Source organism: Paenibacillus sp. NN59 (assembly GCF_057597225.1).
Genome location: NZ_CP199678.1, coordinates 5,459,551 through 5,486,047 on the forward strand (window position 1 = coordinate 5,459,551; position 26,497 = coordinate 5,486,047).

Annotated in this window: 16 protein-coding genes and 1 pseudogene; 3 read left to right on the forward strand and 14 right to left on the reverse strand. The window is 47.0% G+C overall.

Features of this window, described 5'->3' with window-relative positions; translation table 11 throughout:
• Nucleotides 1-34: 34 nt before the first annotated feature.
• The 10 genes and pseudogenes from ACT89M_RS23985 to xylA form a co-directional block, all read right to left on the reverse strand.
• Complete coding sequence (locus ACT89M_RS23985; protein ID WP_308723219.1) at nt 35-4,579, reverse strand: collagen binding domain-containing protein; 4,545 nt, start codon at nt 4,577-4,579, stop codon at nt 35-37.
• Between the two features lie 210 nt (nt 4,580-4,789).
• Complete coding sequence (locus ACT89M_RS23990; RefSeq protein WP_090924460.1) at nt 4,790-5,917, reverse strand: transglutaminase domain-containing protein; 1,128 nt, start codon at nt 5,915-5,917, stop codon at nt 4,790-4,792.
• A 320-nt stretch (nt 5,918-6,237) separates the two neighbouring features.
• On the reverse strand, nt 6,238-8,640 hold the full coding sequence (locus ACT89M_RS23995; RefSeq protein ID WP_308723218.1) for a YcdB/YcdC domain-containing protein: 2,403 nt from the start codon (nt 8,638-8,640) through the stop codon (nt 6,238-6,240).
• A gap of 193 nt (nt 8,641-8,833) precedes the next feature.
• Nucleotides 8,834-9,796 carry an alpha/beta hydrolase gene (locus ACT89M_RS24000; RefSeq protein WP_253491369.1) on the reverse strand — a complete coding sequence of 321 codons (963 nt, stop codon included), beginning with the start codon at nt 9,794-9,796 and terminating at the stop codon, nt 8,834-8,836.
• Nucleotides 9,797-10,007: 211 nt separating this feature from the next.
• Nucleotides 10,008-10,646: a bifunctional 4-hydroxy-2-oxoglutarate aldolase/2-dehydro-3-deoxy-phosphogluconate aldolase gene (locus ACT89M_RS24005; protein ID WP_308723217.1), complete on the reverse strand. Its 639-nt coding sequence runs from the start codon at nt 10,644-10,646 to the stop codon at nt 10,008-10,010.
• Nucleotides 10,647-11,674: 1,028 nt separating this feature from the next.
• Entirely contained in the window at nt 11,675-12,745 is a 1,071-nt protein-coding gene (locus tag ACT89M_RS24010) for a glycosyltransferase (protein ID WP_373323293.1), read from the reverse strand.
• Between the two features lie 441 nt (nt 12,746-13,186).
• A pseudogene (locus tag ACT89M_RS24015) lies at nt 13,187-13,783 on the reverse strand (glycosyltransferase family 2 protein); the annotation flags it as partial.
• Nucleotides 13,784-13,805: 22 nt separating this feature from the next.
• The gene (locus ACT89M_RS24020) at nt 13,806-14,555 is read right to left on the reverse strand and encodes a glycosyltransferase (protein ID WP_308723215.1); all 750 of its coding nucleotides are present in this window, start codon (nt 14,553-14,555) and stop codon (nt 13,806-13,808) included.
• Nucleotides 14,556-14,779: 224 nt separating this feature from the next.
• Entirely contained in the window at nt 14,780-16,273 is a 1,494-nt protein-coding gene (gene xylB / locus ACT89M_RS24025) for a xylulokinase (RefSeq protein ID WP_487344855.1), read from the reverse strand.
• Between the two features lie 1,137 nt (nt 16,274-17,410).
• Nucleotides 17,411-18,727, reverse strand: a complete 1,317-nt coding sequence (xylA, locus tag ACT89M_RS24030; protein WP_308723211.1) for a xylose isomerase — start codon at nt 18,725-18,727, stop codon at nt 17,411-17,413.
• A gap of 409 nt (nt 18,728-19,136) precedes the next feature.
• On the opposite strand from xylA, the gene ACT89M_RS24035 reads away from it, so the two are divergent.
• Nucleotides 19,137-20,300, forward strand: a complete 1,164-nt coding sequence (locus ACT89M_RS24035; RefSeq protein ID WP_154891738.1) for an ROK family transcriptional regulator — start codon at nt 19,137-19,139, stop codon at nt 20,298-20,300.
• A gap of 152 nt (nt 20,301-20,452) precedes the next feature.
• Nucleotides 20,453-20,650: a hypothetical protein gene (locus tag ACT89M_RS24040; protein ID WP_090924452.1), complete on the forward strand. Its 198-nt coding sequence runs from the start codon at nt 20,453-20,455 to the stop codon at nt 20,648-20,650.
• Between the two features lie 293 nt (nt 20,651-20,943).
• Here the strand turns inward: ACT89M_RS24040 and ACT89M_RS24045 are convergent, their stop codons facing one another.
• Together ACT89M_RS24045 and trxB are read right to left on the reverse strand one after the other, a co-directional pair.
• Nucleotides 20,944-21,174 (reverse strand): glutaredoxin family protein, encoded by a 231-nt coding sequence (locus ACT89M_RS24045; RefSeq protein WP_090924451.1) that lies wholly within the window; start codon nt 21,172-21,174, stop codon nt 20,944-20,946.
• 90 nt (nt 21,175-21,264) lie between these two features.
• Nucleotides 21,265-22,206 carry a thioredoxin-disulfide reductase gene (gene trxB, locus ACT89M_RS24050; RefSeq protein WP_090924450.1) on the reverse strand — a complete coding sequence of 314 codons (942 nt, stop codon included), beginning with the start codon at nt 22,204-22,206 and terminating at the stop codon, nt 21,265-21,267.
• A gap of 257 nt (nt 22,207-22,463) precedes the next feature.
• Between trxB and ACT89M_RS24055 the strand changes: the two genes are divergently transcribed.
• Complete coding sequence (locus tag ACT89M_RS24055; RefSeq protein WP_090924449.1) at nt 22,464-23,195, forward strand: ZIP family metal transporter; 732 nt, start codon at nt 22,464-22,466, stop codon at nt 23,193-23,195.
• Nucleotides 23,196-23,338: 143 nt separating this feature from the next.
• On the opposite strand, the gene ACT89M_RS24060 is transcribed toward ACT89M_RS24055, so the two are convergent.
• Together ACT89M_RS24060 and ACT89M_RS24065 are read right to left on the reverse strand one after the other, a co-directional pair.
• Nucleotides 23,339-24,148 carry an alpha/beta fold hydrolase gene (locus tag ACT89M_RS24060; RefSeq protein WP_154960170.1) on the reverse strand — a complete coding sequence of 270 codons (810 nt, stop codon included), beginning with the start codon at nt 24,146-24,148 and terminating at the stop codon, nt 23,339-23,341.
• Nucleotides 24,149-24,288: 140 nt separating this feature from the next.
• Nucleotides 24,289-26,364: a heavy metal translocating P-type ATPase gene (locus ACT89M_RS24065; RefSeq protein ID WP_308723213.1), complete on the reverse strand. Its 2,076-nt coding sequence runs from the start codon at nt 26,362-26,364 to the stop codon at nt 24,289-24,291.
• Nucleotides 26,365-26,497: the final 133 nt, after the last annotated feature.

Consider the following 26,497-nt stretch of genomic DNA (forward strand, 5'->3'; position numbering starts at 1 on the left):
TATTTGTCCAGGTCAGGGTGTCCAGCATCTCACTTTAGCGTTGGAACTGCTCTCTGCGCCGGAAGTACAAGTACCCTGCACTTCCCATAACCATCAGCATTAATCCCGAGACCGTGTAAACGATGGAGCTCTCTTCACCTGTCTTGGGCAGCATGCCTTGAGCTGACGTATGGCTGCTGTTCCCTGATGAAACCTCACGATCAGAATCTGTACCCGTAGGACGTGTAAGCTCACCATCTTCGCCCGTATCATTTCCTTCTGTCACCTGAGGCTGCGTCTCATTTCCATCGACCGTTTCAGACGCTGGAGGCGATGTCTCGGAATCATCATCCGGCTTGCTTCCACCCGCGCTTCCTTCTGCGGGTTCCGAAGGCTTCGTTACAATCGTACCAGGCACGGATATTTCCGGTGTTTTCCCATCAGGTGTATTTGGTTTCGTTGGTTCTGGAGTGTTGCCAATGTTAGGCGTACCCGGATTATACGGCTCACTCGGCCCGCCTGATACCGGAATAGCCCGGTTTGTCTTTTCTACAACAACGGCCTCGGTTTGTCGATTGGTAATTTCAAATACAACTGGCGTCTGATCCAATTGATAACCAGCAGGGGCCTTCACTTCAACCAACTGATACATATTGGGTTCAAGCTGCTGTAATTTAATCTCACCGTGGAGATCGGTTGTCAATAATGTCGGGTTGATGCCTGTAACCACGTTAAACAGCCATTCTCCATCCGGCCCCATAAGTGCTGATTGAGCACGTAATTCAAAGACCGCACCTTGCAGATGCTGCGTTCGGCTTGCATTATATTTCACCAGCTTTACCGAACGGTCATTTTCCTTGTTTTCGATCGTCACTTGAGTGTCTGGCTTGGTAATGGATACCGAAGTCTCCGGGGTTTCTATCACGAAACCTTCAGCTTTGGTTTCCACCAGTGTATACACATCATAAGTCAGATTGCCAAATTCAATGATACCCTGTTGATTCGTAACCCCGGTATCCACAATCGTGTTGGAGGAATCACGCAGTTCGAACTCAATTCCGCTCAATGGAGCTTGATCCTTGGCATTTACTTTCGTTACGGTCAGTTTACCTCCCGTACCGATGTGGTTCGTTTTTGTAAGTGTCACAATTTGTGTCTGGTTCGCAGTAATCGTGAACGGAATAGGTGTACTATCCACTGTATAAAATTCCGGCGCCTGAATTTCAATTAATTCATACGCCCCTGCTTCCAAATCTCCTTTGGTGATTCTGCCGTTCACTCCTGACGTGAGTTCATTAAGCTTCTCACGCGTTGAGCCCTGAATGTGATATAACTCAAAAACGGCCCCCTCCAGCGTCTTGGCTGGATTTGCTGCATCTACCTTGGTCAGTTCAAAGCCCTGACGAATCTTTTCGTTTACAATCTCGAAGGCTGCATCCGCATCCTTGAACTGTATCGTTTTGCCTGAAATAGAACCATACTCAGCGTCTGTTAGATATCCAGCGGGTGCTGCAACCTCCTTGAGACGGTAGGGTACACCACTCGTGAGATGCAGTCGATAATTCCGACTGCTTTCGGCCATTCCGTTCGCATCTGTCGGTTTCAATGTTTCCAAAAGAATTGTTCCAGATGCATTATAGATCGCGAAGATGGCTCCTTCCAGCGGTTGTCCGCTGTCATCCACCTTATGCACTTTGATTTTCCCCACTCCGGTGGATGCCCCTCCGCCTGCACCAGCCATCGATACCTTGATACCAGCCTGGCTACCTTCTCCCGCAACGGAAGAGGACTGTCCTGCAAAATCAACCTGATTTTGAATTCTCTCGCCATCATCAGCATTGATGTAGGACTGATATTCCAGAAGATATGCCGTGTTTAAGTCGTGCTTAAATGTGAAAGTAAATGTGTTACCGTCCACTGCCAATTCATATTCCGATGGATCAACCAGCCGATCCTTCACCGAAACATCGCCTGAATTGTTTGCAGGCAGTTGAATTTCATACAGCTTCATTGAATCGGCAAGCAAAATCTGGTTGCCGGATAACGTGTCCGTTAATTCAGAACCCGCGGCAATGAATGACTGACTTGGATTAATGTTTACAACCCATGAGGCCAGATCTGATGTCCCCACCTGACGGCCTGTTTTGTTCACATATACTCCGCCATGGGCTGGAGTAACTACAGCCTTCTTGTCAAAACGTACAGGCCCGCCTTCAGCATCCGTCAGAACAGCATGATTGCTGTACGAACCCTCCACTGCATACGCTCCGTCCAGACTCGTTTGATACACCACGCGATAAGCTTTTTTGCCGATGTCACCCAGATTCAGCGTAAAACCTTTGCCATCCGGGTTAAGCTGGAATTGACCCGATGTCAACGTGACCTCATCACCAACTGATGTAACATTGTTGGCACCCCTCAATTCAAGCTCATTCACTTTCAATGATCCATCCACAAAGGATTGATTCCCGATATAGGCATCCTTGAGAATGGCCTCCTGAAGATCGAACAGATTGTAATTCACATCAATGGTCCAGGTAATCGCTTTGTCTCTGGCGCTGTATTCGCCCCTCTTGTTACCATTCTCAATTGTGTAATTCTGGGGTCTGACCACAGCAAACTTTGTTATAGCGGTCTGCGGAATGCCTGATTCATTCCAGTTTAGCGTTGCCGTGTTGCGATATTCATTGTTTGTTGGCATTCCAGCCGTTGGATCAAAGCTTGTTTTATAAGTGATCACATGTTCTTTATTAATCATACCGCCAGGTTTCAGGCGAATCGTAAACCCTTTTTCAAAATTCACATCCGCCGGGTCTGCTACAGGTTCTGCCTCGAACTGATCCTGCTGATCGCCACTGATCTGCAGACTGCCCGGAATAAGCTTCATATGTCTGCCTGTATAATCATCTGTGATGACGATGTCCGTCATCTCCTTCTGATCCCGGTTCAGCACAATCTGCCACTCGATTTCCTTGGCATTGAAATTTTCATTTTTTACACTCTTCGCAAAAATAACTTCCTCAATATTTTTTTGACCTTCCTTAGTCGTGCCATCCTGTGTGTTTACTGTATTAACTACAGTCTCATTTTCGTATATCCGCTGTATGGCCTGGGTGTCATATTCAATCTCATAGGCTTTATCAATATCGTTGTTGAACTGTAGCTTAAAACCTTCATTAAAACCGGTGCCGACACCAGTCACCGTATAGTTTGCAGGATCAACCTCTGTTCTTGTACCAGGGCGACCATCCGATTGAATCTGTACTTCATATACGCGAAGTGAACTTGCAATGAGCCTCTGTTTTGCCGTATCGAAACGGTCTTCAAGCCATGCACTTGCCTGTGCAATGGTTTGCTGATTATAGTTGTACTGAACCTTCCATGTAATCGTCTGAGTAACAGGATCGTATGCACTTTCTTGTCCCGACTTGTTCAGCGGTTCATTGAAACTAACCGCAACACGTCCAAGATCGGATTCATTATACTCGCTCTGATCTGCTGTCAGCGTCACTTCATTGGAATAAGTTACACCTGTATAGGGAGCACTAGTCGGTGCCTGAATGTTCGTCTTGTATGTGACACGATATGCTTTGTCGATATTGCCCAAGTTTACAGGGAACTGAGTTGCTGTATTAACAACAGGACCTTCCTTCACGGAACCATTTAACTGGACCTCGAGCTCGCGGATCTCAATATCCCCTTGAAGTGACAGCCCCAGCGGTAATGTATCCTCCAAAACCACATTGTTCATGATCTTTTCGGCCTGATTAAAATCTACGGTCCATTCAATCTCATCCGAATTGAAATTATTTTTGTTTGCTTTCCCTGTCTTCTGAAGTTCATCCTTCGCGGTGTTTGCAAAATTCACATCAATAATGCCTTGACCTGCACCACTAAAATCAATCTTCTGTTTCAGTCCATCTTGCATCTTGCTCTCGTCAAATTTGATCCACACATAGAAGTTTCCTTCCAGCTTGGCATGTTCGAGCATTTCATTAAAGGTAAACACAATGGTGCCGTCCGGGTTCACGACGTATTCTCCGACGCCCCCGTCCAAACTGCCCCTCAGCTGTGAGCCTATCATAAACTTGTCAGGCAGGTGGAATGTGAAGGTCGATCCATCCCCGTAAGAATGGGTATCATCCCCAAATCCCCATTTAAAAACAACCGCAACTTCATCCGATATCCGTGGGCGAATATCCTCAATCTTGTCTCCCTTGACTTCGATCTGACCGTTGCCGTCATAATCCGGCTTCTGGTTGTACATCTGCACACTCGTAATCAGATTCTCCTGAATCTCGGGAGCTGCAGCAGCGGTAGCCATAAGGCTTACGTTTGTATGGTTCGCTTCCTCTACAGATGCCGTTTGATCCACATCTCCCTGGACTGATTCATCATCCGTAGAAGTATCCGTATTGTCCTGTTCCTCAGGAACCGTGTCATCCTCTTCTGGTGAAGGTGGTTCTAAATTATTCATTGTACCCGCCGAGATCAGGTTCGTGTCATCCTGAGCATGCACAGTTGATGTTAACACCATCCCTTGTAGCAATTGCGTAACCAGCAAAAGTGCAATCATCATGATGCCCACTTGTCTCTTCATGTTCCGCATATCCTCCTCGCTCATAATGTTGGCAGACGCCGAGGAATAGAATAACAGGGGAACCTATACAAAAAATAGACAATGGACATGCTGGCAGACTGGACAACAAAAAGAGCACCCGTCATGCGGTGCTCTTGGTACGAAGATACGTTGATACAGTTATATTTGACGCCACTGAACCTGAACCAGACTATATGCTCCTGCCCTCTATTACAAGGTCCAGTTAATTTTGACACGCAGATCTGTTGTATCTTCCATCTTGGAGACAAAATAAGAGATTGACTTCATACCCAGCTGGTACAGATCCTGCAAATCTTCGATCAAACTGCTCTCTGTGCCCTTATATCTGAAGGTTAACGAAGTTCCGCCCTCATTTAGCACACCCTGAACTTTGGTTTTGAGCACTGCGCGTTCCTTGACTGCATCCTGTTCATTATACAGAGAATACTCCAGTGCATGGTACAGCTTTTGGTATACCTCCTGCTTGTTTCCGTCCGTCTTCGCCAGTTTAAGCAGAGCATCACGGTAAGGTGCATAGGCTGCAGGGTACTTGTTTTTGCCTGTCCAGACATGGTCACGCGCCATCTCTTTATCACTTAACAAGTAGTAGCTATGACTCACAACGCCTTTGCGATCAGGTGTTGGATCATCCCACGTCGTGTCCATATGGTACCACTTTCCATCCAGCTTCACCAGGTTCCAGGCATGAAGTTGCCCGCCTGCTTGACCTTCAACGATGCGATTTTCAATCCCTACCCGCTCCAGCATGCGGTAAGTAAGCAAGGAGTATCCTTGACATACGGTACTGCCTGTCGCAAGTCCGTCATAAGCCGTATATTTTTGTAATGAAGTATCATAAGCAAGATTCAGCACAATCCAATCATGAATAACTTTAACCTTCTCATGACTCGTCATGCCGGGTTTAATAATTTCTTTGAGCACACTAGCTACTTTCCGATTCACATAATCGGTCTGCGCCTTCGTTTCCCGGTAAGAGAGGGTCACATCCACCTCGGCCGATGTATTGGAGCCTTTATAGTTAAACGCATAACTTTTCACTGTATATTGAATATAAGGATCACTCTTCATTGCTTCATCGATAGAGGTCTGCAACTGTTTCTTGAGGCCCTTCACATTCCCCTTGTAGGTAAACACCACTTTCTCTGTACGCTGCGACATCGCATTCAACAGTGTCTGACGCAAATCCGTCGCTGTAGATAGTTCGGACGTGCCTGACGCTGCATACAATTGATCCAGGTCAACTGTACGCGGCAACCAAGCGGCAACAAGACAGCCTGCCAGCAACATGGTGATCACTCGTTTACCGTTCTTACCCATGAAAGGACCCCACCCTTCTTCGTAGCATTCTCATGCCCTATTGTATCATAAAAGGTCTTGCTTTCATTGTTGTATATAAGTTGAATTAAAAATTTCACACAGTCCACTTCGTTAACGTGTAAAAGAATAATTCGACTTGTATCTTTCCAATCTTAGTGGAATCAAGTGGAAAAGGGACCTTCTCGGAAGGCCCCTTGAACTTTAGTTGCAGTCATCATGTTTGCCGCTTCACTTCATCCTATGTCTTTCTGGAGCAATTTATGAGTGGCTTTGCATGCGTACAGATTCGTACACATTAATGCAGGTCAGCCTGCCTGGAATCAATAAAGGCGGCTACCCGTCATGAACGTGTCCGTCTTCCCTTGCAACTTGGCAAGTCGTTCAAGAACTTGAGATGCCTCAGATACCGTTACTTTGCGAGCAGGCATGAATCTTCCCTCAATAGAAGGTAACAAGCCAAGCTTCAAGCTCAGAGAAACAGCGCCCTTATTGTTGATCGCACTGGCGTCGGCAATGTTAGGCAAATCTGACGGCTGCATATAGAATCCGGCGAGCTTCTCATAACGCAGAATACGCATCAGCAAGACCGCCAATTCCTCACGTGTCATTTCTTCCTCAGGTTTTAGCTGCTTCTCAGGGTCAGCTCCACCGATCCATCGTTGATCTATAAGGACTTTCACTGCCTTGTAATACGGACTTTCTATCGTTACATCAGCAAAAAGCTTCTCATTGCTCTCGCTGTTATAGTACATGTCCATGTTCGGATTAATTGCTCTTGCCAGATAGTTGAACCAATCCCCCCGGGTAATGACCCGATCCGGAAATACACGTCCCTGCTCGTCAGCAATCAACACCTTATGCTTGGTCATGTTACGCAAAGCTGATTCAGCAATATGACCCGCAATATCTGTCGGTTCGATCTGAGATGCCGCATGGTCTAGACCGTACATGAAGAACCATTGACCTGTATTAGCATCCAGCAATTCATTCAAATTGTATAGAGATTTCTTACCGCTTACAGGTACATAAGCCAAATTCACCCCCACAGGTACAGGTTCACTAGTACCCAAACCGAACCCACCGTAACGAGCATAATTCAACGTTAACGTATATTTCTTCAGATAGAGTTCTTTAGCTTTTTCGTAAGAGATTGCAGGTGTAATATCTGTCGGTAGTTGCTCAGGAGATGCCGCGAGGCGTGTATAGAATTCAGTAATATCCCCATTGTTCCTTACCTGCACCTGTGCCGTGTCATCCTGAACCCGAATCCCGTTCAAATAACGCTGAAATACAAACGTACGAGCATCGTCTGCTTCTATCATTCTGGCCAATTGATACTGCTCTTTGGCTTGTGGTACAGCGGCAATGATCGTATTTATTGCAAGTTTCTCGGCCTGTGTTGAAGTAACCGTCTTTTTCTCCTTCTCTTGAGAAGGCTTTTCCTGCCCCATCTCTGGTCCAACCCGTTGCATCAAGTTGTAGCTGTAGACCTGTCCGGTAACCGCATCGACCTGCGCCGAAATATCACGCATGAACATATAGGATATGTTTGCATTGCGATTGCTCCAGCTTAGACTCCAGACCTGGCTGTTCGCATTGCCATAGTAACCTTTGGTTAATTGACTGTGTTCGAGTTTGTAATCCTTGGGTATGTCAAAATTGGCTGCAACCCGCTCTACTGCCTGTTGCACATTTAAGCGCTGACCGCTGGCTGCAACAAATGCCGGCCGATTGCCTGTTACTTTTTTATTTTGTTGTGAACTGCTCTTGTCCACGGCTTTTCCTGTCATCACGTCAATTCGGTCTAACGTGTTAGCGTTAATCGGCCCCATACTATCACCTTTGGGCAAATAACCGAGAACATATTTTTGCCCTTGTCTGGATGACCATTGTTCTTTGGAGATATAGGCAAGCTCTACATCAAATCCATCTTCAAATACCTGTCTGGCCTGCTCTTCCGAGGCCTTCGGCTTGGAGGAAGGATATTTCGCCGAGATGGTCGAACGTGAATACGATGTGGCTTGACCTCTCTCATCCACAGTTATGTAGACTGTCTCTGCATCCGACACGACGCCATCATGTTTTAAGTTATAGACAAACTGATATTCATTGCGGCCAAATAACGCTTGTTGTTCCACAGGTGAAACCGTGTCTCCTAGCGGCACATACTGTCCTTCCTGTAGTTCAGGAATTGCCTGATGTAGCAGTTCCAAAGCTGTTTTTTCAGCTTCTTCCTTGGTAAGTTGAACATCTGAACCGGATGACAGCTGACTCTCCACAAATTCAGATGGCAAATGTACGCTTAGGACTTCCCCCGTACCTGCATGCACATTCGCGCTGAATCCCATGGAATGATTACCTTGTACAATTTGAAATCCAATATCCCATACCTTGTAATCCGGCGGTGGATAGGAATTGGATACATCGAAATTAGCGGACGAGATCGTCGCTTTTCTTAATAACGGAAACAGCTTTAATATATTATCAGCGGCTTGCCTGGATGAAATTTTTGCACCCTCCGGCACGTCATTGCTTGTTACGTCTAGTTGATCGTTTTCCCCCGACACTGCTTCATTCACTGAGCCAGTTCCCGCCTGAGCAGCGGATGCGCTCCCCGTCAAACCCGGTACCTGTGTCGTAAACAGCAGAGTTGCCATTGCTGTTGCTGCGGCTTTGGCTGTGAACGTTTTTAGCCTTCCATTCATGTTCCAATCCCAACTCAAAATGGTTACCTCTCCCTTCAATCTCATGCAGGATGCATCATAAATACTCTCGCATGAATTTTGCCATTCTAATCTATGATACCATAAGCTTCCTTTTTAATCGCTGTTTTCCGGGTAATTTTACAATTGTGAATTTCTGTATAATGAAAAAACAAAAAAAAAAAAACGCCAATCAAGTTGGCGTTTCCTTCTATCAACCTGCACTATGATGCAGATCTGTTCCGTCCTGATTTATTGTAGCTTCATCATGCGTAACTCGCTCTGGAGCAGAACGAACATGCATTTTCAGGAACGGAATCACCGTGTCCCAGAAAGCCGGGTCTTCCTCTGAGCAACTGTGTCCTTCACTGTTAACCCATAGATGCTCTACCGGCGGATCGGCTTTGGACATAAAATATTCCAGTTCACTCGGCGGAATAAAGTTATCCCCTTTGGAGTGTACCATCAGGAATGGCAACTGCATGCTTCTTCTCCGCTCATTCAGCATCATTACGGCATCATTCTGCTGATAAGTCTTTAAAGACTCACCTAACCGCCAAAACCAGATTCGGGGGATCAACTGTGCCAGTGGGAACAGCGGCAAACGCCGGCGTCTCAGTTCCGAACTGACGATCACCTGAAATTGGGATGGCATGGAGTCGGTAACCACGGCGGAAACTGGAATGCCTTCTGTAATTGCTAGAATCGTCCCCAGTCCACCTAAGGAATGCCCCAACACGCCAATAGCTTCGGGATCAATCTCGGAACGGCCTGATACATAGGTCAACGCAGCCAGTAGATCGTCCCTGAACAGATAGGCCGATGCAGCACGAACAGGATCACTGGCTCCATGACTACGTACATCATACATAAACAGTGCATACCCGGCCTCCCAGATGGGGCGTGCATAGCGTAATACACGAGAACGATTGGAACCCCAGCCATGTGCGATGATTACGAGCGGCCAGGGCTTAGGAACATCGGGTCTCGCTGGAATGAACCAACCTTGCACCTGTCCCCCTCCACTTTCAAAGGTAATATCCTCAAAAGGCATCGGCGGTGTTAACGTAATCGGAATTTTTTTGGGTGTCTGGCTTTTTACCGCCGCCTTCCATAAACCACCCGCAGTTACAGCGGCCACTGCCAACATACCGCCAATCATCGTTCTCGCTTTCACAAGGCCTCTCTCCTCTCTGGCTACTGACATACGCTTATCATACGATAACAGGATCAACTACACGTTAAATGATCTCTACTTTTTGTTTGTTATAACGATTAACCGTGTAAACTCTTTATATATATACCCCATTACGCCTAATTTACTTATTTGTTCTTAAATTAAAACCTCTACTCCACTGCCTTTACTCTTACCGTTACCTAACCTCAGTCTACCGGTCTGTTCTCGTTGTCGCCGCCTTCACAAATGCTCTCGCTCGCTCTGCAATCTGTGCACTATCTCCTGAATTCAGAGCTTCTTTTGGCAAAAGTGCACTTCCCAAGCCTACTGCGGCTGCACCTGCCTCATAATAGGAAGCGATATTCTCCAGCGTCGCACCACCCGTTGCGAGCAGTGGGATGTGATCGAGAGGTGCCTTGATTTCACGCAGGTATGGAATACCCAGACTAGCCATAGGAAACAGCTTTACAGCCCGTGCTCCTGCTTCATGCGCAGCAACAATCTCCGTAGGTGTCATGGCCCCGGGCCAAATCTCAACACCGTGTTCTACAGCATATTCAATGACAGACAGATCGACATTGGGGGAGACCAAAAATTGTGCCCCTGCAGACACGGCCTCCTTCGCCATGCTCACATTGAGTACCGTGCCTGCGCCGACATAGGCTTGTCCTTCGTGACGTTCGCGCCAGTCAGCAATGATCTGATGCGCATTCGGTGTATTCAGCGTGACTTCCATTAGACGAATGCCGCCTTCGGTCATCCCCTGACCGGCTGTCACCGCCGCTTCCCGGCTTATGCCACGTACAATTGCGACCAGTCTGGATTCGAGTAATACTTCTGTCAGATTCATATCCATTCACTCCCTTACTTCGTTCAGATTCGGCAGCCGAGGACCCGTCTTGGTGTACACTGCTTTTCTGTTAAAAACTATTGTAATGCATATGCTCCATTGGATGAAATACATTAATCCATATTAGGGAACTGTGGACGTAGTGATGTGAAGTTAGGGAATTTAAACAAAGCAACAATAAGTCCACCAGTGGTGTCAAGACATCAAGACATCAAGACATCAAGACATCAAGACATCAAGACATCAAGACATCAAGACATCAAGACATCAAGACATCAAGACATCAAGACATCAAGACATCAAGACATTTTCATTATGTGGTTGCAATTTATGAAAGCCGATTCGGATTAGGCATAGCATTATAGCATTTAAATCTTCTAACGATCACCAGTGAGCTTATTTGGCCTGATTCGCCACTTTTTATTTTCTAACGATCTCCAGAGAGCTTATTTACTCAAATTAGTTATGATTTCACCCGATTTTGTCCATTTTTGGCGAAATAGCATCTGTGGTGATCATTAGAATTTTCAACCCCCCAAAAGTCTTGAAATAAGCTCTCCTGTGATCGTTAGAATAAAGTCGGAGCCAATTACCCACGCACCATGAATCCCATTAACGTAATGTAATAACCGCTCCGACATTTTAACATCCACTCCGAGATACATTCTCCAAAGAAAACTCGGAGCGAGGGTTTTCCACAAACTTATCCTTCGAGATATTACGTTCTTCCTCGAGATCCCCAAGCGCCTTCGTTTATGTTTTGGATAAAATTCACCGCTTGTTACTTAAATTCTTCATTTATAATGCCACCGATGTTCTCCCATGTGGATACACCTCCTTAATTTTGGTTTTTAAAATAGAAACAAAAAACCTCTTCATCGCGAAGAGGCGGACTCTTTTAACCTTGGGATTCATTCTAGTTTTTTTGAAAAGGAGGAGTTACACATGCAACATCTCCGTGCATTACATGCATTATGGCAACTAACGTGCTGATCATGTATCGCTATTCAAACCCATTAAACTAAACTCTATGCGTTCTCCATTACACTTTCCTTCGCCAAATCCTTAAAATATCGATCATTGTACAACATGCTTGGGTGAGTTGGATGATAAGTTAGGGCAATATCGTTGTGCTCCTTCGCTTTCGCTCGGTTGCCCATTCGATCATAACATACACATAATTGCAGATGCGGCATCCAAGTCCATGCGCCTTCATTCAGTACAACCATCGGATCACCTGGACGGTTCGCCTGCACAGCCTGTTCGTACCAGAATATAGCTTGGCGGTAGTCTTCTCTGTCAGCAAAATATCCACCCAGTCGGCAACACACCTCTGCTCTAGGCAAATCATAGGCAAAAGAACGAAACAACGCCGCCGATTCCCGTTCCGGACGTTTCAGTACTGCCTCGCAATCCGCGATTTTCTGGCAGGCGGCAATCCGATCCTCCACCCATCCCAGTCCGGTGTCCAGAAATTTCTCATAGTAGGTTATGGCTTCCTCATGAAAAGCATGGTCTTTCAGTTCATTGCCAAAATAATAGAGGTCACGTGGTGAGAAGTCTTCACCGGCCTGTTCACGTTTGCGATATATTCGCAAATTTCGATCTGTATACACCTTATCTTTCTTATGGGTCACAGCCACATCACTATGCAGCAAATTGCCTGCTACAGCAAGATATTCATGCACTGCACCAATCCAGCGAAACTGGCGATCCCGCCGCACCAGACGATTTCGCCGCAGACTATACGAGACCTTGCCCTCTGGCGTGAAGGAGAGGTTGTAATCCATCGTTACACTGTCCACAGCCGGATCAAGCGACTGTTTCAATGCGATCAGCTTGGCGCGATCCTGCGGTTCAAACACATCATCCGCATCCAGCCACATAATATATTCACAGGAAGCTTGGTCGAAGGCGAAATTACGTGCCGCCGCAAAGTCATCCACCCACTCAAAATCGAAAATACAGTCGGTGTACTGAGCCGCAATTTGCCTTGTATGATCCGTGGAACCTGTGTCCACGATGACGATTTCATCGGCAATTCCTTTTACGGAATCCAGGCATCTGGCGAGGGAAGTTTCTTCATTTTTTACAATCATACATAAGCTAATTCGAATTCCCTCTTCGCCTCGTTTAATTCTGCGGTTATAGGCCGCCGCCCCCGGCAAATCGGACAAACGATAGATATGATAGGCTGGGTAGTGGGTGTCCACAAACAGTTGAAATCCGTATGCCTGTGCACGAATGCAGAAATGACGATCCTCTCCCCAAAAAGAAACATTCGGAATACGGTCAAAATTCACTCCCGCTTCAAGTACAGATCGCCGAATTAGAGTACAAGCGCCTAACCCGCCCACCTCATAACAACCCGGAATACGTAGCTGGTTTAGAAAGGCGCTTGCCTGTGCGTCCTCATCCTGCGCCTCTGTTGCTTCGAGAGCTGAACCCCCCCGCCGATAGAGTGCATATTCATCCTGAAGCCATACTTGCGGCATTTCCTTTGTTCCCGGTTGCCAGCTGGTCCAAAAAATATTGGATACAATCTCGTTTTGGTTCGATACCAATTGTTCCAGCGTTCGAGGGTGCAACACCAGATCAGAATCGATCAGAAACACGCCATCATATTGATGTTCACGTGCGTACTGTAAAATGTTATTTTTCAGCCTGGCCACTCGCCATACCTGTTCGTTTCTCCAGTAATGCCCACCTTCATCTTTGTTGTAGTTTCCTGGGTCGTCCGCGTCCCCACTCCCCGTACCATTCATATCGCGAACATGAATCACCTTACCGTTATGTCGAAGTACAAAATCGTTCAACATTTGGGAGGAGGCTTCCTCCTCATTATCATCTACAAACAAATAGTCTGTACGCACCGTCTTTCGCTCAAGGCTCTGCAGGGAATTCAGAAATTCATTCAGAATGGCAGCTGTCTGCCGTACAGGGCTAGCAATCAGGATACGCTCACGGGTACTTTGCGAGATGTCCTCATCCTCATCCTTTTCCTTTTCCTTTTCCTTTTCCTGTGGCTGTGGCTGTCGATGTTGGCTCTCCTTCTGAGATTTGGAGGGTATGGTATCCGCTTGTGTTTCACCTTGGACACTTTTGTTACTATTTTTACGTTCTAACGGGTCTTTCACCAATGAAGCTCACTCCCTTCCCTTAATCAGACCATGGAATAAGCCGAGGCTCTGCATCCAATATCGATTCATATTGCTCTTTCCAGCCATACCTTGCTTCGGGGTCCAGTGTTTGGTATCTCTCATATTTGCGAACGCGGTCTTCTTCTCTTGCCCAGCCATAATGCTTTACTCGCGGGGGATGACAGGCATAGGGCAGATGCTGAATGCTCAACGGGAATCGTCCGCAATGCTGCGGTGTTTCCTTCCATTCATAGACCATCCCGGGACGATACTTGACTAGAAAAGGCCGATAATACATATGAGCCTGCCAGTACATATCTTCCCGGTACGCAGTCTCACTCCACATATCATATAAACGGAAGTAAATCGCTTCTTCCATTCCACTTAAGAGGTCATCCCTCAAAACACCAAAATCCGGCGTTAAAACCTCGTCTGCATCCAGATTAAGAATCCATTCCGGGTTAGTTGAAAGGGTCTCCTCCCATTGTTGTTTTCGCAGACTCACCTCATCGGAAAAACGCGAGACCGGATTCTGCACTAGTACTAGAGGGATACCGTGTAAAAGCTCCCTACACATAGCAGCCGTCCCATCCGTGCTTCCATCATCAATAATGACAGCCCGATCAATCCATGCACGATGTGTCATAAGTGCCTGCCTAAGATATCGCTTCTCCTCGTTGCATACAATCATGGATAAGGTGATATGCGGCCTTTTCCTAACTGGTTGTTCCTTGCCCTGTTCCCGTTTGTGTTGCTCCTGTTCTTCCAACCCCACACCCCCATGCTTCCGGTTCTTTTAGACGCAAACCCTCTATATCCAATCTATGCTAAGCTGGAATCCGGTTATGCAGGGCAAAGTGTTCCGGCATAGCCACCTCGGGATTTACTTCACACCTAACACAAAAAAAGCACTCGCTTGCGCGAATGCTTTTGGATCAGGATACTTCTATTCTGTTTATTTTTGAATACGGACTACTTATGAACACCTTCGATTTAACGATATGCCGCCAAACGATCATTCAAGCCGCATGTCTGTCCGTACACCTCTTGATAAAGGGCAAACAAACCGTCATATACCGCTACCGTCTCCGGGTTTGGTACGTAAGATTTCGCTGGACGAATAAACGCCGCCGCACACTCTTGCATTGTCGGGAACCAGCCACTGCCATAAGCCGCCAGCATAGCTGCCCCCATCGCCGGACCTTGCTCACTCTCCAGCTTCACAATCGTTGCATTGAAAATGTCCGCTTGCATCTGCAGCCAAGCTTCGTTCTTCGCTCCGCCTCCAATGGAGATCACCTCATTGACCGTCTTACCTGCACCACGCAAAATATCAATCGACTCACGTAACGAGAAGGTGATGCCTTCCATTACAGCACGTCCAAAATGCTCCAGCTTATGCCCGGCATCCATGCCGATAAAACTGCCGCGAATGTTGGCATCCGGGTGAGGTGTGCGCTCCCCTACGATATATGGCGTGAACAACAGACCGTTGCTTCCTGCCGGAATCTGGTCAATGCCCTGTAGAAGAGCATCAAATGATTTGTCCGCTGCGAAGGTGTCTTTAAACCAGGAGAGACTGTATCCTGCTGCCAGCGTCACACCCATAATATAGAAGGCATCTTTCTCACCATGGTTAAAAAAGTGCACTTTCCCTTCGAAATCGAGATCCTTTCGTTCTTCGTACGAGAGAACAACTCCGGACGTACCGATGCTGCACATCGTCTGTCCTTCACTCAATATGCCTGCACCAATTGCACCGCAGGCATTATCGGCACCGCCAGCAAATACTTTGGTTGCTGGCGCCAAGCCTGTTTGCTCTGCAATCTCAGGCAACAAGGTGCCGACTTCGTCGAATGATTCAACTAGGCGCGGGCAAAGCGTCATCGGCAGATTAAATGCGGATGCGATCTCCGTGCTCCATTGTTTGCCTGCCACATCCAGCAGCAACGTACCCGCTGCATCGGAATAATCCATCGCGTAATCGCCAGTCAGGCGGTAACGGACGTAGTCTTTTGGCAACAGAAACAAAGACGCTTGTTCCAGCAATTCAGGTTCATTTTCCTGCACCCACAAGATTTTAGGTAACGTAAATCCTTCCAATGCACGGTTCCGGGCAATGCTGAGTAACTTGCTATCAAGAACCTTCTCAATCCGACGGCACTGTGCTGTCGTTCGGGTATCGTTCCACAGGATGGCATTGCGCAGTGGTTTACCTTCTGCATCCACCAGCACCAGCCCGTGCATCTGCCCGGAGAAGCTTAATCCTTCAATCTCGGAAGGCTGTACGCCAGATACTTCCAGCAATTTGCGAAGCGACACAATTGTCTGCTCCACCCAATCCTCTGGATTTTGTTCACTATATCCAGCTTTAGGCTGGTACAACGGATAGGCCTCCGATGCTTCAAATGCCACTTTGCCTTCACGATTGACCAAAACGGTCTTAACCGCGCTCGTTCCGAGATCGACGCCAATCACATAACTCATAAGTATACTCCTTTCGTTTATACAGGATTGAAACCTTGGGTGCGGCATGCCCGGTCACTCCGTGTGCAGAAAACCCTCCGATCGCCCCTTACCCCCGGATTTCTTCACTTCCCCTTTTCAAGGGTGAAATCCGGTTGTAAATGCGAACGCTCCGCTTCTCCGGGTCCTTTCTGCTCACTCCGTTTCTGCATGCTGCTTCTAACGTTGCTTTCAAACGGTACAAACGTACTCGTTTGGGGTAACTTAGGTTCCAATGACATTTCAATCGTCATTGGTTTATTTAAAAGCATAAAGCGTTGGTGGTGCGCCATGCCCGGTCACTCCGTGTGCAGAAAACCCTCCGATCGCCCCTTACCCCCGGATTTCTTCACTGTCCCCTCTTCATAGGTGAAATCCGGTTGTAAATGCGAACACTTCGTTTCTCCGGGTCCTTTCTGCCCACTCCGTTTCTGCATGCCGCTTCTAACGTTGCTTTCAAACGGTACAAACGTACTCGTTTGGGGCAACTTGGGTTCCAATGACATTTCAATCGTCATTGGTTTATTTAAAAGCATAAAGCGTTGGTGGTGCGCCATGCCCGGTCACTCCGTGTGCAGAAAACCCTCCGATCGCCCCTTACCCCCGGATTTCTTCACTGTCCCCTCTTCATAGGTGAAATCCGGTTGTAAATGCGAACACTTCGTTTCTCCGGGTCCTTTCTGCTCACTCCGTTTCTGCATGCCCCTTGTAACGTTGCTTTCAAACGGTACAAACGTACTCGTTTGGGGCAACTCGGGGGCCAACAATGACAACAAACCGTCCCCGCCTTCCCAGAGGAAAGCGGGGACGGTTTGAATGTCACGCTTATTCAACGTCCAGGGTGCAACATACTTTTGCACCGAGTAGGAAGAGGTATGATTCCTGCTTTATCTACGGCAATGATCTAGCCATAGGCAGTACGCTTGGGCAGGAATCTACTCTTCCTCTAAGACTGTTATCGGGGCGTGTCTTGAAACCCACTGAAGTGCATCTTTTACCCCTTTTCGCCCCATACTGCGTCACTTTCCCTTGACGTGCCCCGGCACGCCTGCGGTAAACTCCCTGGTTTGGAACGAAAATTCGGCAAAATCTGCTTCCTTCAGCGTTTTCAGACCCACCCTAGTCAGCCAGGATGTATTGGTTAAGCTTTGCTCTCAGCAATTCCTGACGTCCGGATTGGTTTTTGCGTGGGTTTTCGTTGTTCAAAGCATACTCCGCGAGGGAAGCAAGTGTTGCTTTACCTGCAACAACCTCTGCACCGATGCCTTCGTTGAAGCTGCTGTAACGTTGCTCGATGAATTCATCGAATACACGGTCTTCGATCAGCTTGGAAGCGACTTTCAGACCTTTCGCATACGTATCCATACCTGCGATGTGAGCCAGGAACAGATCCTCAGGTTCGAAGGAGCCACGACGAACTTTCGCGTCGAAGTTTACGCCACCTTTGCCCAAACCGCCGTTTTTCAACACTTCGTACATGGTCAGAGTAGCATCATACATATCAACCGGGAACTCGTCCGTATCCCAGCCAATCAGCAGATCGCCTTGGTTCGCATCCAGGGAACCGAGCATGCCGTTGATACGCGCTACGCGGATTTCATGATCAAATGTGTGACCAGCCAGCGTTGCATGGTTCGCTTCAAGGTTCAGTTTGAACTGTTTGTCGAGATCATATTTTTGCAAGAACGCAATGGAAGTTGCTGCGTCGAAGTCGTATTGGTGTTTTGTTGGCTCTTTAGGTTTAGGCTCAATCAGGAACTGAGCGTCGAAGCCGATTTCTTTTGCATAGTCAACAGCCATATGGAACATACGAGCAATGTTGTCTTGCTCCAGTTGCATGTCCGTGTTCAGCAATGTGTCGTAACCTTCACGGCCACCCCAGAAAACATAGTTTTCTGCACCGAGACGTTTACCTACTTCCAGACCTTTTTTGATCTGCGCTGCTGCGTGAGCATATACGTCTGCGTTGCAAGTGGATGCTGCACCAAACATGAAACGTGGGTTGGAGAACATGTTAGCTGTGTTCCACAGCAGCTTTTTGCCGCTTGCTTTCATGTGCTCTTCCAGCAAATCAACGATGGTGTCGATGTTGCTGTAGAATTCACGCAGTGATGCGCCTTCTGGAGCCACGTCTACATCGTGGAAACAGTAGTATGGCAGATTCATTTTTTCCATAAATTCAAAAGCCGCTTCCACACGAACTTTCGCTTTATCCAGACCGGAGTAGCTATCCCATGAACGTAATGCTGTTTCAGCGCCGAACGGGTCACTACCGCCTGCAGTTAATGTGTGCCAGTAAGCCATACCGAAACGGAAGTGTTCTTCCATCGTCTTGCCAGCAACAACTTCTTGCGGATTATAATGTTTAAAAGCAAATGGATTCTTGGAATCTTTACCTTCGAATGCAATCTTATTAACGGATTCAAAATAGGCCATGTGATAAATGCCTCCTCAAAAGTTTTAAAAGAGTTTGTTTAAGAAATCGTTTACACCGTTATCCTAACACATCAGATTTACTTTGTCTATTGGTTAAACAAAGTAAAAATAAAATTGTTTTTTCCCGCTTTGTTTACGCTATAATAGTCGAATAGCTTCTTAGCGGATGTACATGAGAGCCTTTACTTATATAAGTTGAACCATTTAATTTACACATGAACGGAGAGGACAGAAAAAACCTGTAGAAGCGAAGTGTTCGCATTTATCACCGGATTTTCCCCTTTAATAGTGGAATCGAAAAATCTGGGGATAACAGCGATCGAAAGGTTATTCTGTCATCGAAGTGTCCGTGTAAATCTGTTCAGTTCAATTTATATAAAAAGAGAAAGAATAGGAGTGCCTTATCGATATGAAAATTACCGGAGACCAGATGCTGGTCAAAAAAATAAACAAATCGATCGTACTGGATACGATTCGCCGTCATGCCCCCCTTTCCCGGGCGAAATTGTCCGAAGTGACCGGTCTCAACAAAGCAACGGTTTCCAATCTGGTAGCGGATCTGATCAGCGATGAGTTGGTGCAGGAGATTGGGCCAGGAGAATCTAGTGGTGGACGTAAACCGCTAATGCTGCTTTTCAGAAGTACGGCTGGATATGCTGTTGGTCTGGAACTGAGCGTAACGCGTTTGAAGGGAGTACTCACCGACCTCGAAGGTCATATCGTTGCCGATTATGCCGTCGATCTGAAGCAGCATGATGCAACGTCTGTATTTGAACAATTAAAGCTGGCCGCTAGTCACCTGATAAAGCAGGCTCCCCCCTCTCCGCATGGAGTAATTGGCATAGGCATCGGTGTTCCAGGGATGGTGGATGAGCAAGGAACCGTACTGTTTGCGCCCAACTTGAAGTGGGAGATGGTGCCTTTGCGATCCATGATGGAAGAAAGCTTCAACCTGCCTGTCACCATTGATAATGAGGCCAACGCGGGAGCACGGGGCGAATTAAACTTTGGTGCAGGTGTTGGTGTGCGTCATCTGATCTATATCAGTGCAGGAATCGGGATTGGTTCAGGCATTATGGTTGATGGTGAATTATATAAGGGTGCGTGGGGTTACGCGGGTGAGACTGGACATATGTCCATTGAAGCAGAGGGTCTGCCTTGTTCTTGCGGTAATCGGGGATGCTGGGAGTTATATGCTTCGGAAAAAGTATACGAACACCCGGATCAGCAGCACTTGCCTGCACATACGACCAAGGAACTGGTTGAACATGCTCAGAATGGACACCAGGACGTGATAGCATTGTACGACATCATTGGACGCAAGCTGGGCGTCGGCATTACCAACATTGTAAATAGCTTTAACCCGCAGCGTATTATTATTGGCGGGCCGCTTTCGGAAGCTAAACCTTGGATTGAATCTGCCCTCAAACAGGTGGTCGAGGAACGTACTCTGCCTTATCACCGTCGAAGTCTGCAAGTGGAATGGGCTGCACTTGGTAGCCGTTCGACTCGAATAGGGGCTGCTTATTCTGCAATATCCCAATTTTTAGGTAATGTAAGGGTCTCTGTTTAATATTTAGCTAAAAATCATTAAAATTGACAAGATTTCGCCCCATTTCCTCCCTTTTTGTTAAAGAAATCCAGAGGTATAATGAGATTATGTGATTTTTGTCATGGCAGCGTTCTCGTTGCCGTGTTATCCGATAATGAAACGGAGTGAAACTCGTGACCTACGTGGATACATCAGATATCTCGGCGCCAGTATTTGTCACCGTACTCCTGTTCCTGATTGTGCTTGCGCCCCTGTTCAGCCTGGGCATACTTCGATTTTTTCAGAGCAAAAAGAAGGCTGGTCTCATGTACATGCTGTCAGGCTTACTGGTGTATGTCGTATTTCAGACATGCATGAGTATTTTTTTCTAGCGGAGAATTCTTTACGCTTGAATGTACTCCTATACTCAAAGGCAAATGATGTTGCTCCGACTAAAAAGGAGACGCTTATGCGCAATGTCCTCAAGTCCAGACGTTGTCTTACGCGTCTTCTTTTTGTTTTCCTCCCATTTCTTTCAACATCAGAAAAATTAAAAAAAGACCGTACCTTATACGGTACGGCCCCTTCCCAATCTTACTTCTATATTCAAACGGCTCGCGCGAACCGGAATAGCTTCAATTCTGTTAAACTACATAGCCAGCAACCATAGCTAGCCAAGCATGAATTAAGCGTCCAATGCTTTAGCAAATTGTGTTTTGTTCATACCCAGAATGCGGTGTTCACCGATTACAGTCAAAGGAACTGCACGTACGCCCATATCCCATACTTGTTGTGCGAACTCGTCGCTTGTCTCGATGTTACGCTCTTCATAAGCAATACCTTTATCAGCCAGGAAAGTCTTGACGGATTTGCAGTTCGGGCAGTTCGTGGATGTGTATACAATTACGTTTTCCATGTTTAGTTCACCTCAGAATTATTATTTGTTATATATGGTTAATTATTTATAAGCTAAATGAAGCACTATTTAAACATCGGGCTTTCCGAATTACAACGCTACTGCGCTGTGCTCCAGGCTTTCAATGAATTTCTCGGTGTCCATTGCAGCCATACATCCGCTACCTGCAGCAGTGATCGCTTGTTTGTAACGTGTATCCTGAACGTCACCACATGCGAATACGCCTGGGATGTTTGTTTCAGAAGTACCTGGAGTTGTCAAAATGTAACCATGCTCGTCTGTAGTAATCTGACCACCCAAGAAACCTGTGTTTGGTGTGTGACCAATCGCTACAAATACACCGCTTGCCGGAATCACTTCTTCTTCACCAGTTGCGTTGTTGAGCACTTTGAGGCCAGTTACGCCGTTGTCGCCAGCAATCACTTCAAGTGGTGTGCGGTTCAGTGCCATTTCTACTTTCTCGTTGCTGCGTGCACGATCTTGCATGATTTTGGAGCCACGCAGTTCTTCACGACGGTGCACCAGTGTTACTTTGGAACCGAAACGGGACAGGAAGCTTGCTTCTTCCAGTGCGGAATCACCACCGCCAATAACGATAATTTCTTTATTACGGAAGAAGAATCCGTCACATGTCGCACATGTGCTGACACCGCGGCCCACGTTTGTTTCTTCTCCTGGGATACCCAAATATTTAGCAGATGCGCCTGTAGACAGAATCAACGTTTCGGATACGAGTTCACCCATACCTTCGACTTGAATTTTGAAAGGACGCTCGCTCATGTCGATGTTGTTTACCCAGCCCGTACGGAATTCTGCGCCAAAACGCTCCGCTTGTTTACGCATGTTGTCCATCAGTTCAGGGCCCATGATGCCATCAGGGAAACCCGGGAAGTTCTCCACTTCTGTCGTTGTTGTAAGTTGTCCACCCGGTTGCGGTCCTTCAATAACGAGTGGGTTCAAGTTGGCACGTGCCAGATAGATTGCTGCTGTCAGCCCTGCAGGGCCTGTTCCAATAATAATTGATTTATACATGTATAGTTCCTCCCCCATGTTCTGCAAAAAGATCAAGCTCTCCGGCATCAAAAGCGCGAGCCTTTGCATACACTAGAACGGATAGCCCACATCATGTCCATAAGAACTGCCTACGAATATGACGATTCACCTATGCAGAAACGGAATTCTAATTTATAATCATTCTAATCTGTTGTTCATTATGATCTCTTTTATGTACGGTGTCAATGCTCGGCAGCGATTATGAAGAAGTCTTCATCAGGAGGGAAAATGGAAGCATGAACGACGCTCTACTCGGCAGTATTATTTCGGCCATGTCTACCGGACTTGGGGCCGTACCGATCTTATTTATGCGTAAAATATCACATCGTCTGCGCGACATTCTGCTCGCTTACGCAGCGGGTATTATGACTTCAGCCTCGGTGTACAATCTCATTCCCGAAGCACTGGGACAATCTAATTTATTTGTCCTTGCTTTTGGCATTATGCTCGGCAGTCTGGTTCTACTGGTGCTGGAGATGCGTATTCCGCACGTAGATCTGGAAAACCCCGAAAAGATGCCTTTCAAAATTGAAGGCAAAGCTTTCATGATTATCGCAGCCATCACAATGCATAACTTGCCGGAAGGCTTGTCTGTCGGTGTAAGTTATGCAAGTACGGATGAAAACTTAGGCAACCTGATTGCCTTTTCTATCGGTTTGCAAAATGCACCGGAAGGCTTTCTGGTCGCTCTCTTTCTCGTCAATCAGAACATCGGTCGCTTTAAAGCACTTGGCATTGCAACATTGACTGGGGCTGTAGAGATTATAACGGCCATGATCGGATATACACTCAGTAGTCTTGTTGCCGGACTGGTGCCTTACGGTCTCGCGTTCGCAGCAGGTGCAATGATGTTTATCGTTTATAAAGAACTCATCCCTGAGAGTCATGGTGACGGCAATGCACGCGCAGCTACGATCTCCTTCCTGTTTGGTCTGATTACGATGATCGGACTAACCGAACTGTTCTAGATGGGTGAAAGGCAAAAGAACCCGGACCACAGCGGATGCTGAAGTCGGGTTCTTTTTTTAGCCACAAATGAAGATTCCATGAAATTACTGAAATTGCTGAAATCATCTGTAAAGCAATTTATATTTTCTTTTTATTTAAACGATCAAGATTGAATAAATCGAATTAGTTCAGCATTGAATTTTTCCAACTCATCGTAAAATGCACCGTGTCCACTCTCTTCAAACACAACCATTTCAGCCGAAGGGATCGCTTTGTGCATCTCTTCAGCGAATTCGAACGGACAGATTTCGTCTTTTTTACCGTGGAAAATGGCTGTAGGCACCTGGATCGTTTCCAATTCCCCGCGCAAATCCTCATCACGCAACGCCATCGCACTGTTAATCGTACCATAAGACGAAGCTTCCATGCCTAGTGCATGGAACCATTGCATGAAAGGCTGGCTGTGCTTCTTCGCAAAAAACATTCCGCCGAACGTATCCAATAGCTTCGCACGATCCGTGAAGATCGGCTCAATAATCTGCTCATTCAGCTCATCCGGCGTTAAACCGTACGGATAACCTTCACGTTGCGTAAATACAGGTGCCGCCGCCGACAGCAGTGCCAGCTTCGATACTCCGTGTCCCTGATGACGCGCCATATAATGTGCCGCGATAGCACCACCCATGGAGAAACCAGCGAGTATGGCATCTGTCAGCCCCAGGTCGTCAATAACAGCACGAACATCGTCTGCCATGCGGTCATAATCATATCCAGTAGACGGCTTATCGGATAAACCATAACCTCTGAAATCCATTGCAATGGTACGAATGCCGTGGTTCGGTAGCACATTCAATTGGTATTCAAACATTTTATAATTGACAGGCCAGCCGTGCAAAAACAGTACCGGAGTCCCTTCACCAATATCTTCAACATATACTTTTACATTCGGTTCAACTTGTACATAACGGCCCATTGTTCACAGCTCCCTTTATCGTTAAAAGTAATTATCGTCAGTGAGATACATTGCATTACATTGTATCGTCTCTTCGACTATTACCCTCTGACAACAGGTTCAAACGGGAGCTGCTGGGGCACTGTGCGTTAAAGCACAACTTAACGCAACAGTCGAAGTCCATTCAGAATCACCAAAATGGTACTGCCTTCATGACCAACCACTCCAAGTGGCAAAGCAATATCTTGTAAGAAGTTACCTGCGATTAACGCTAAAATAACTGTAATGGCAAACCACATATTATGCTTCACCGTGCGTTCGGCTCGCCGAGCTTGCCCGATTACCCAAGCAATCTCTTCGATATTATCATTCATAAGCACCGCATCGGCCACTTCAATTGCTGTCCCACTGCCTGATAACCCCATGCCCATCCCCACCGTTGCTGCCGCAAGCGCAGGCGCATCATTAACCCCGTCACCAACCATCAGCACATGACCATATTGCTCACGGAGCGCTTGCACCTGTGTGACCTTATCTTCAGGTAGCAGATCAGCATAGACCAGACTAACCCCGGTTTCACCGGCAATGACCGAAGCTGAACGGGCACGATCACCAGTTAACATCGCTACTTTGACACCCATGCTCTCCAGCTTCTTCACAGCTTCAACCGCCTGTGGACGGATCATATCCCGCATCGCAATCAAACCCGCAAACTCACCATTGACAGTTACAACAGATATCGTTTTGCCTTCCTGCTCCAGTCGGGTACATACCGCTTCCCAGTCTGCTTCACCGTTTACAAGTACATCATTGGCTATAGACTCCACAGCTTTGCCATTCTTAAATTCGCCAGTTGGCGTTACAGCTAGTGTTTCCGTAGCTTCTCTCTCTTCCATCGTCTGATTCTCTTGTATCTCTTGTGCCCAAACTGTTCCATCCAGCCGCCCAATCTTCCACACGACGCCATTTATGCTTCCTTGAATGCCGTGTCCTGTAATAGACTGCACATGCTCTGCCTCTTGTAGAGGTAAGTTTTCTTTACTCGCCTGTTCCACGATAGCCCGAGCAAGGGGATGCATCGAGAGATTTTCAACAGACGCCACTGCGGACAATAATTGCTCTCTGCTTACGCTCGGTGCAGTTAGGATATCCGTTACTTTGGGAGTTCCCATCGTGAGCGTGCCTGTTTTGTCAAAAGCGACCACTCGGGTATGAGCAATATTCTCCATATGCGCCCCTCCCTTGAACAAAATCCCGCGGCGAGCGCTGCTGGACATTGCAGACAGCATCACAGGCATGATGGAAGACACCAGTGCACAAGGTGATGCCACGACAAGAAAGACCATGGCTTTGTAAAAAGCTTCATTCCACGTCCATCCCAAGAGTAGTGGTGCTCCTACAATAACAAGAAGCGTAACACCTACAACAATTCGTGCATAGATACCTTCAAAACGTTCCATAAAACGTTGCGAATCCGGTACCTCGGCTTGCGCTTCCTCCACCAGCTTGATGATTTTTCCGAATAGTGAGCCCTCGGCCGACTTGGTGACTTCAACATATAACGCCCCCTCACCATTCACTGTACCAGCGTAAACTTCGTCCCCTGCACTCTTATCTACTGGCATCGATTCCCCGGTAATCGACGATTGATTGATAAAAGAACTTCCCCGATAAACAACTCCATCCGCAGGAATCAGCTCGCCTGGCTTCACGAGTAGCAGATCCCCTGGCTGCAAATCCTCAATCGCCACGATATTCATTTGTCCATCCTCGATCCGCAATGCCGTCTCCGGTTTAAGTGCCAGTAAGGATGAGATGTCTTTGTGACTGCGCTCCGTGGCGTAGCTTTCCAATGCTCCACTAAGGGCGAAAATAAAGATTAGCATCGCGCCTTCATTCCAATAACCAATTGTCGCCGCTCCAAGTGATGCGGCAATCATTAGCAAGTTAACGTCCAGATCACGATCCTTAACCAAAGTTTCGACACCTTCTTTGGCCTTCGTCCAGCCACCAATCCCATAAGCGGCAATGTAGATTATCACAGACATCGTGGCAAAATAAGGTGCTATCCCCCATGCAATCAGCATCATAATGCCACTGCCCAGCGCTGCCTGCATCTCCTTGTTCTGCAACATCGCGCGAAAATTCTTTTTCTTGCCCCGTTTGGGTCCAGGAGTATGGGCCGATTGTTGCTTGGCTTGCTGTTTCCCTTGTAAAGGTTGATGTATCGCTTGCATATAAATCACGTTCCCTTCGGAGGTTTTGTTCTCATCTGACTGCATTGCCCAAATTGTATTGAGAATGAGAGCCATTGTTATTGCCCTAAAAATGGCACATGCTGCTGCGGGAATCCCGCAGCAGCATGGTTTA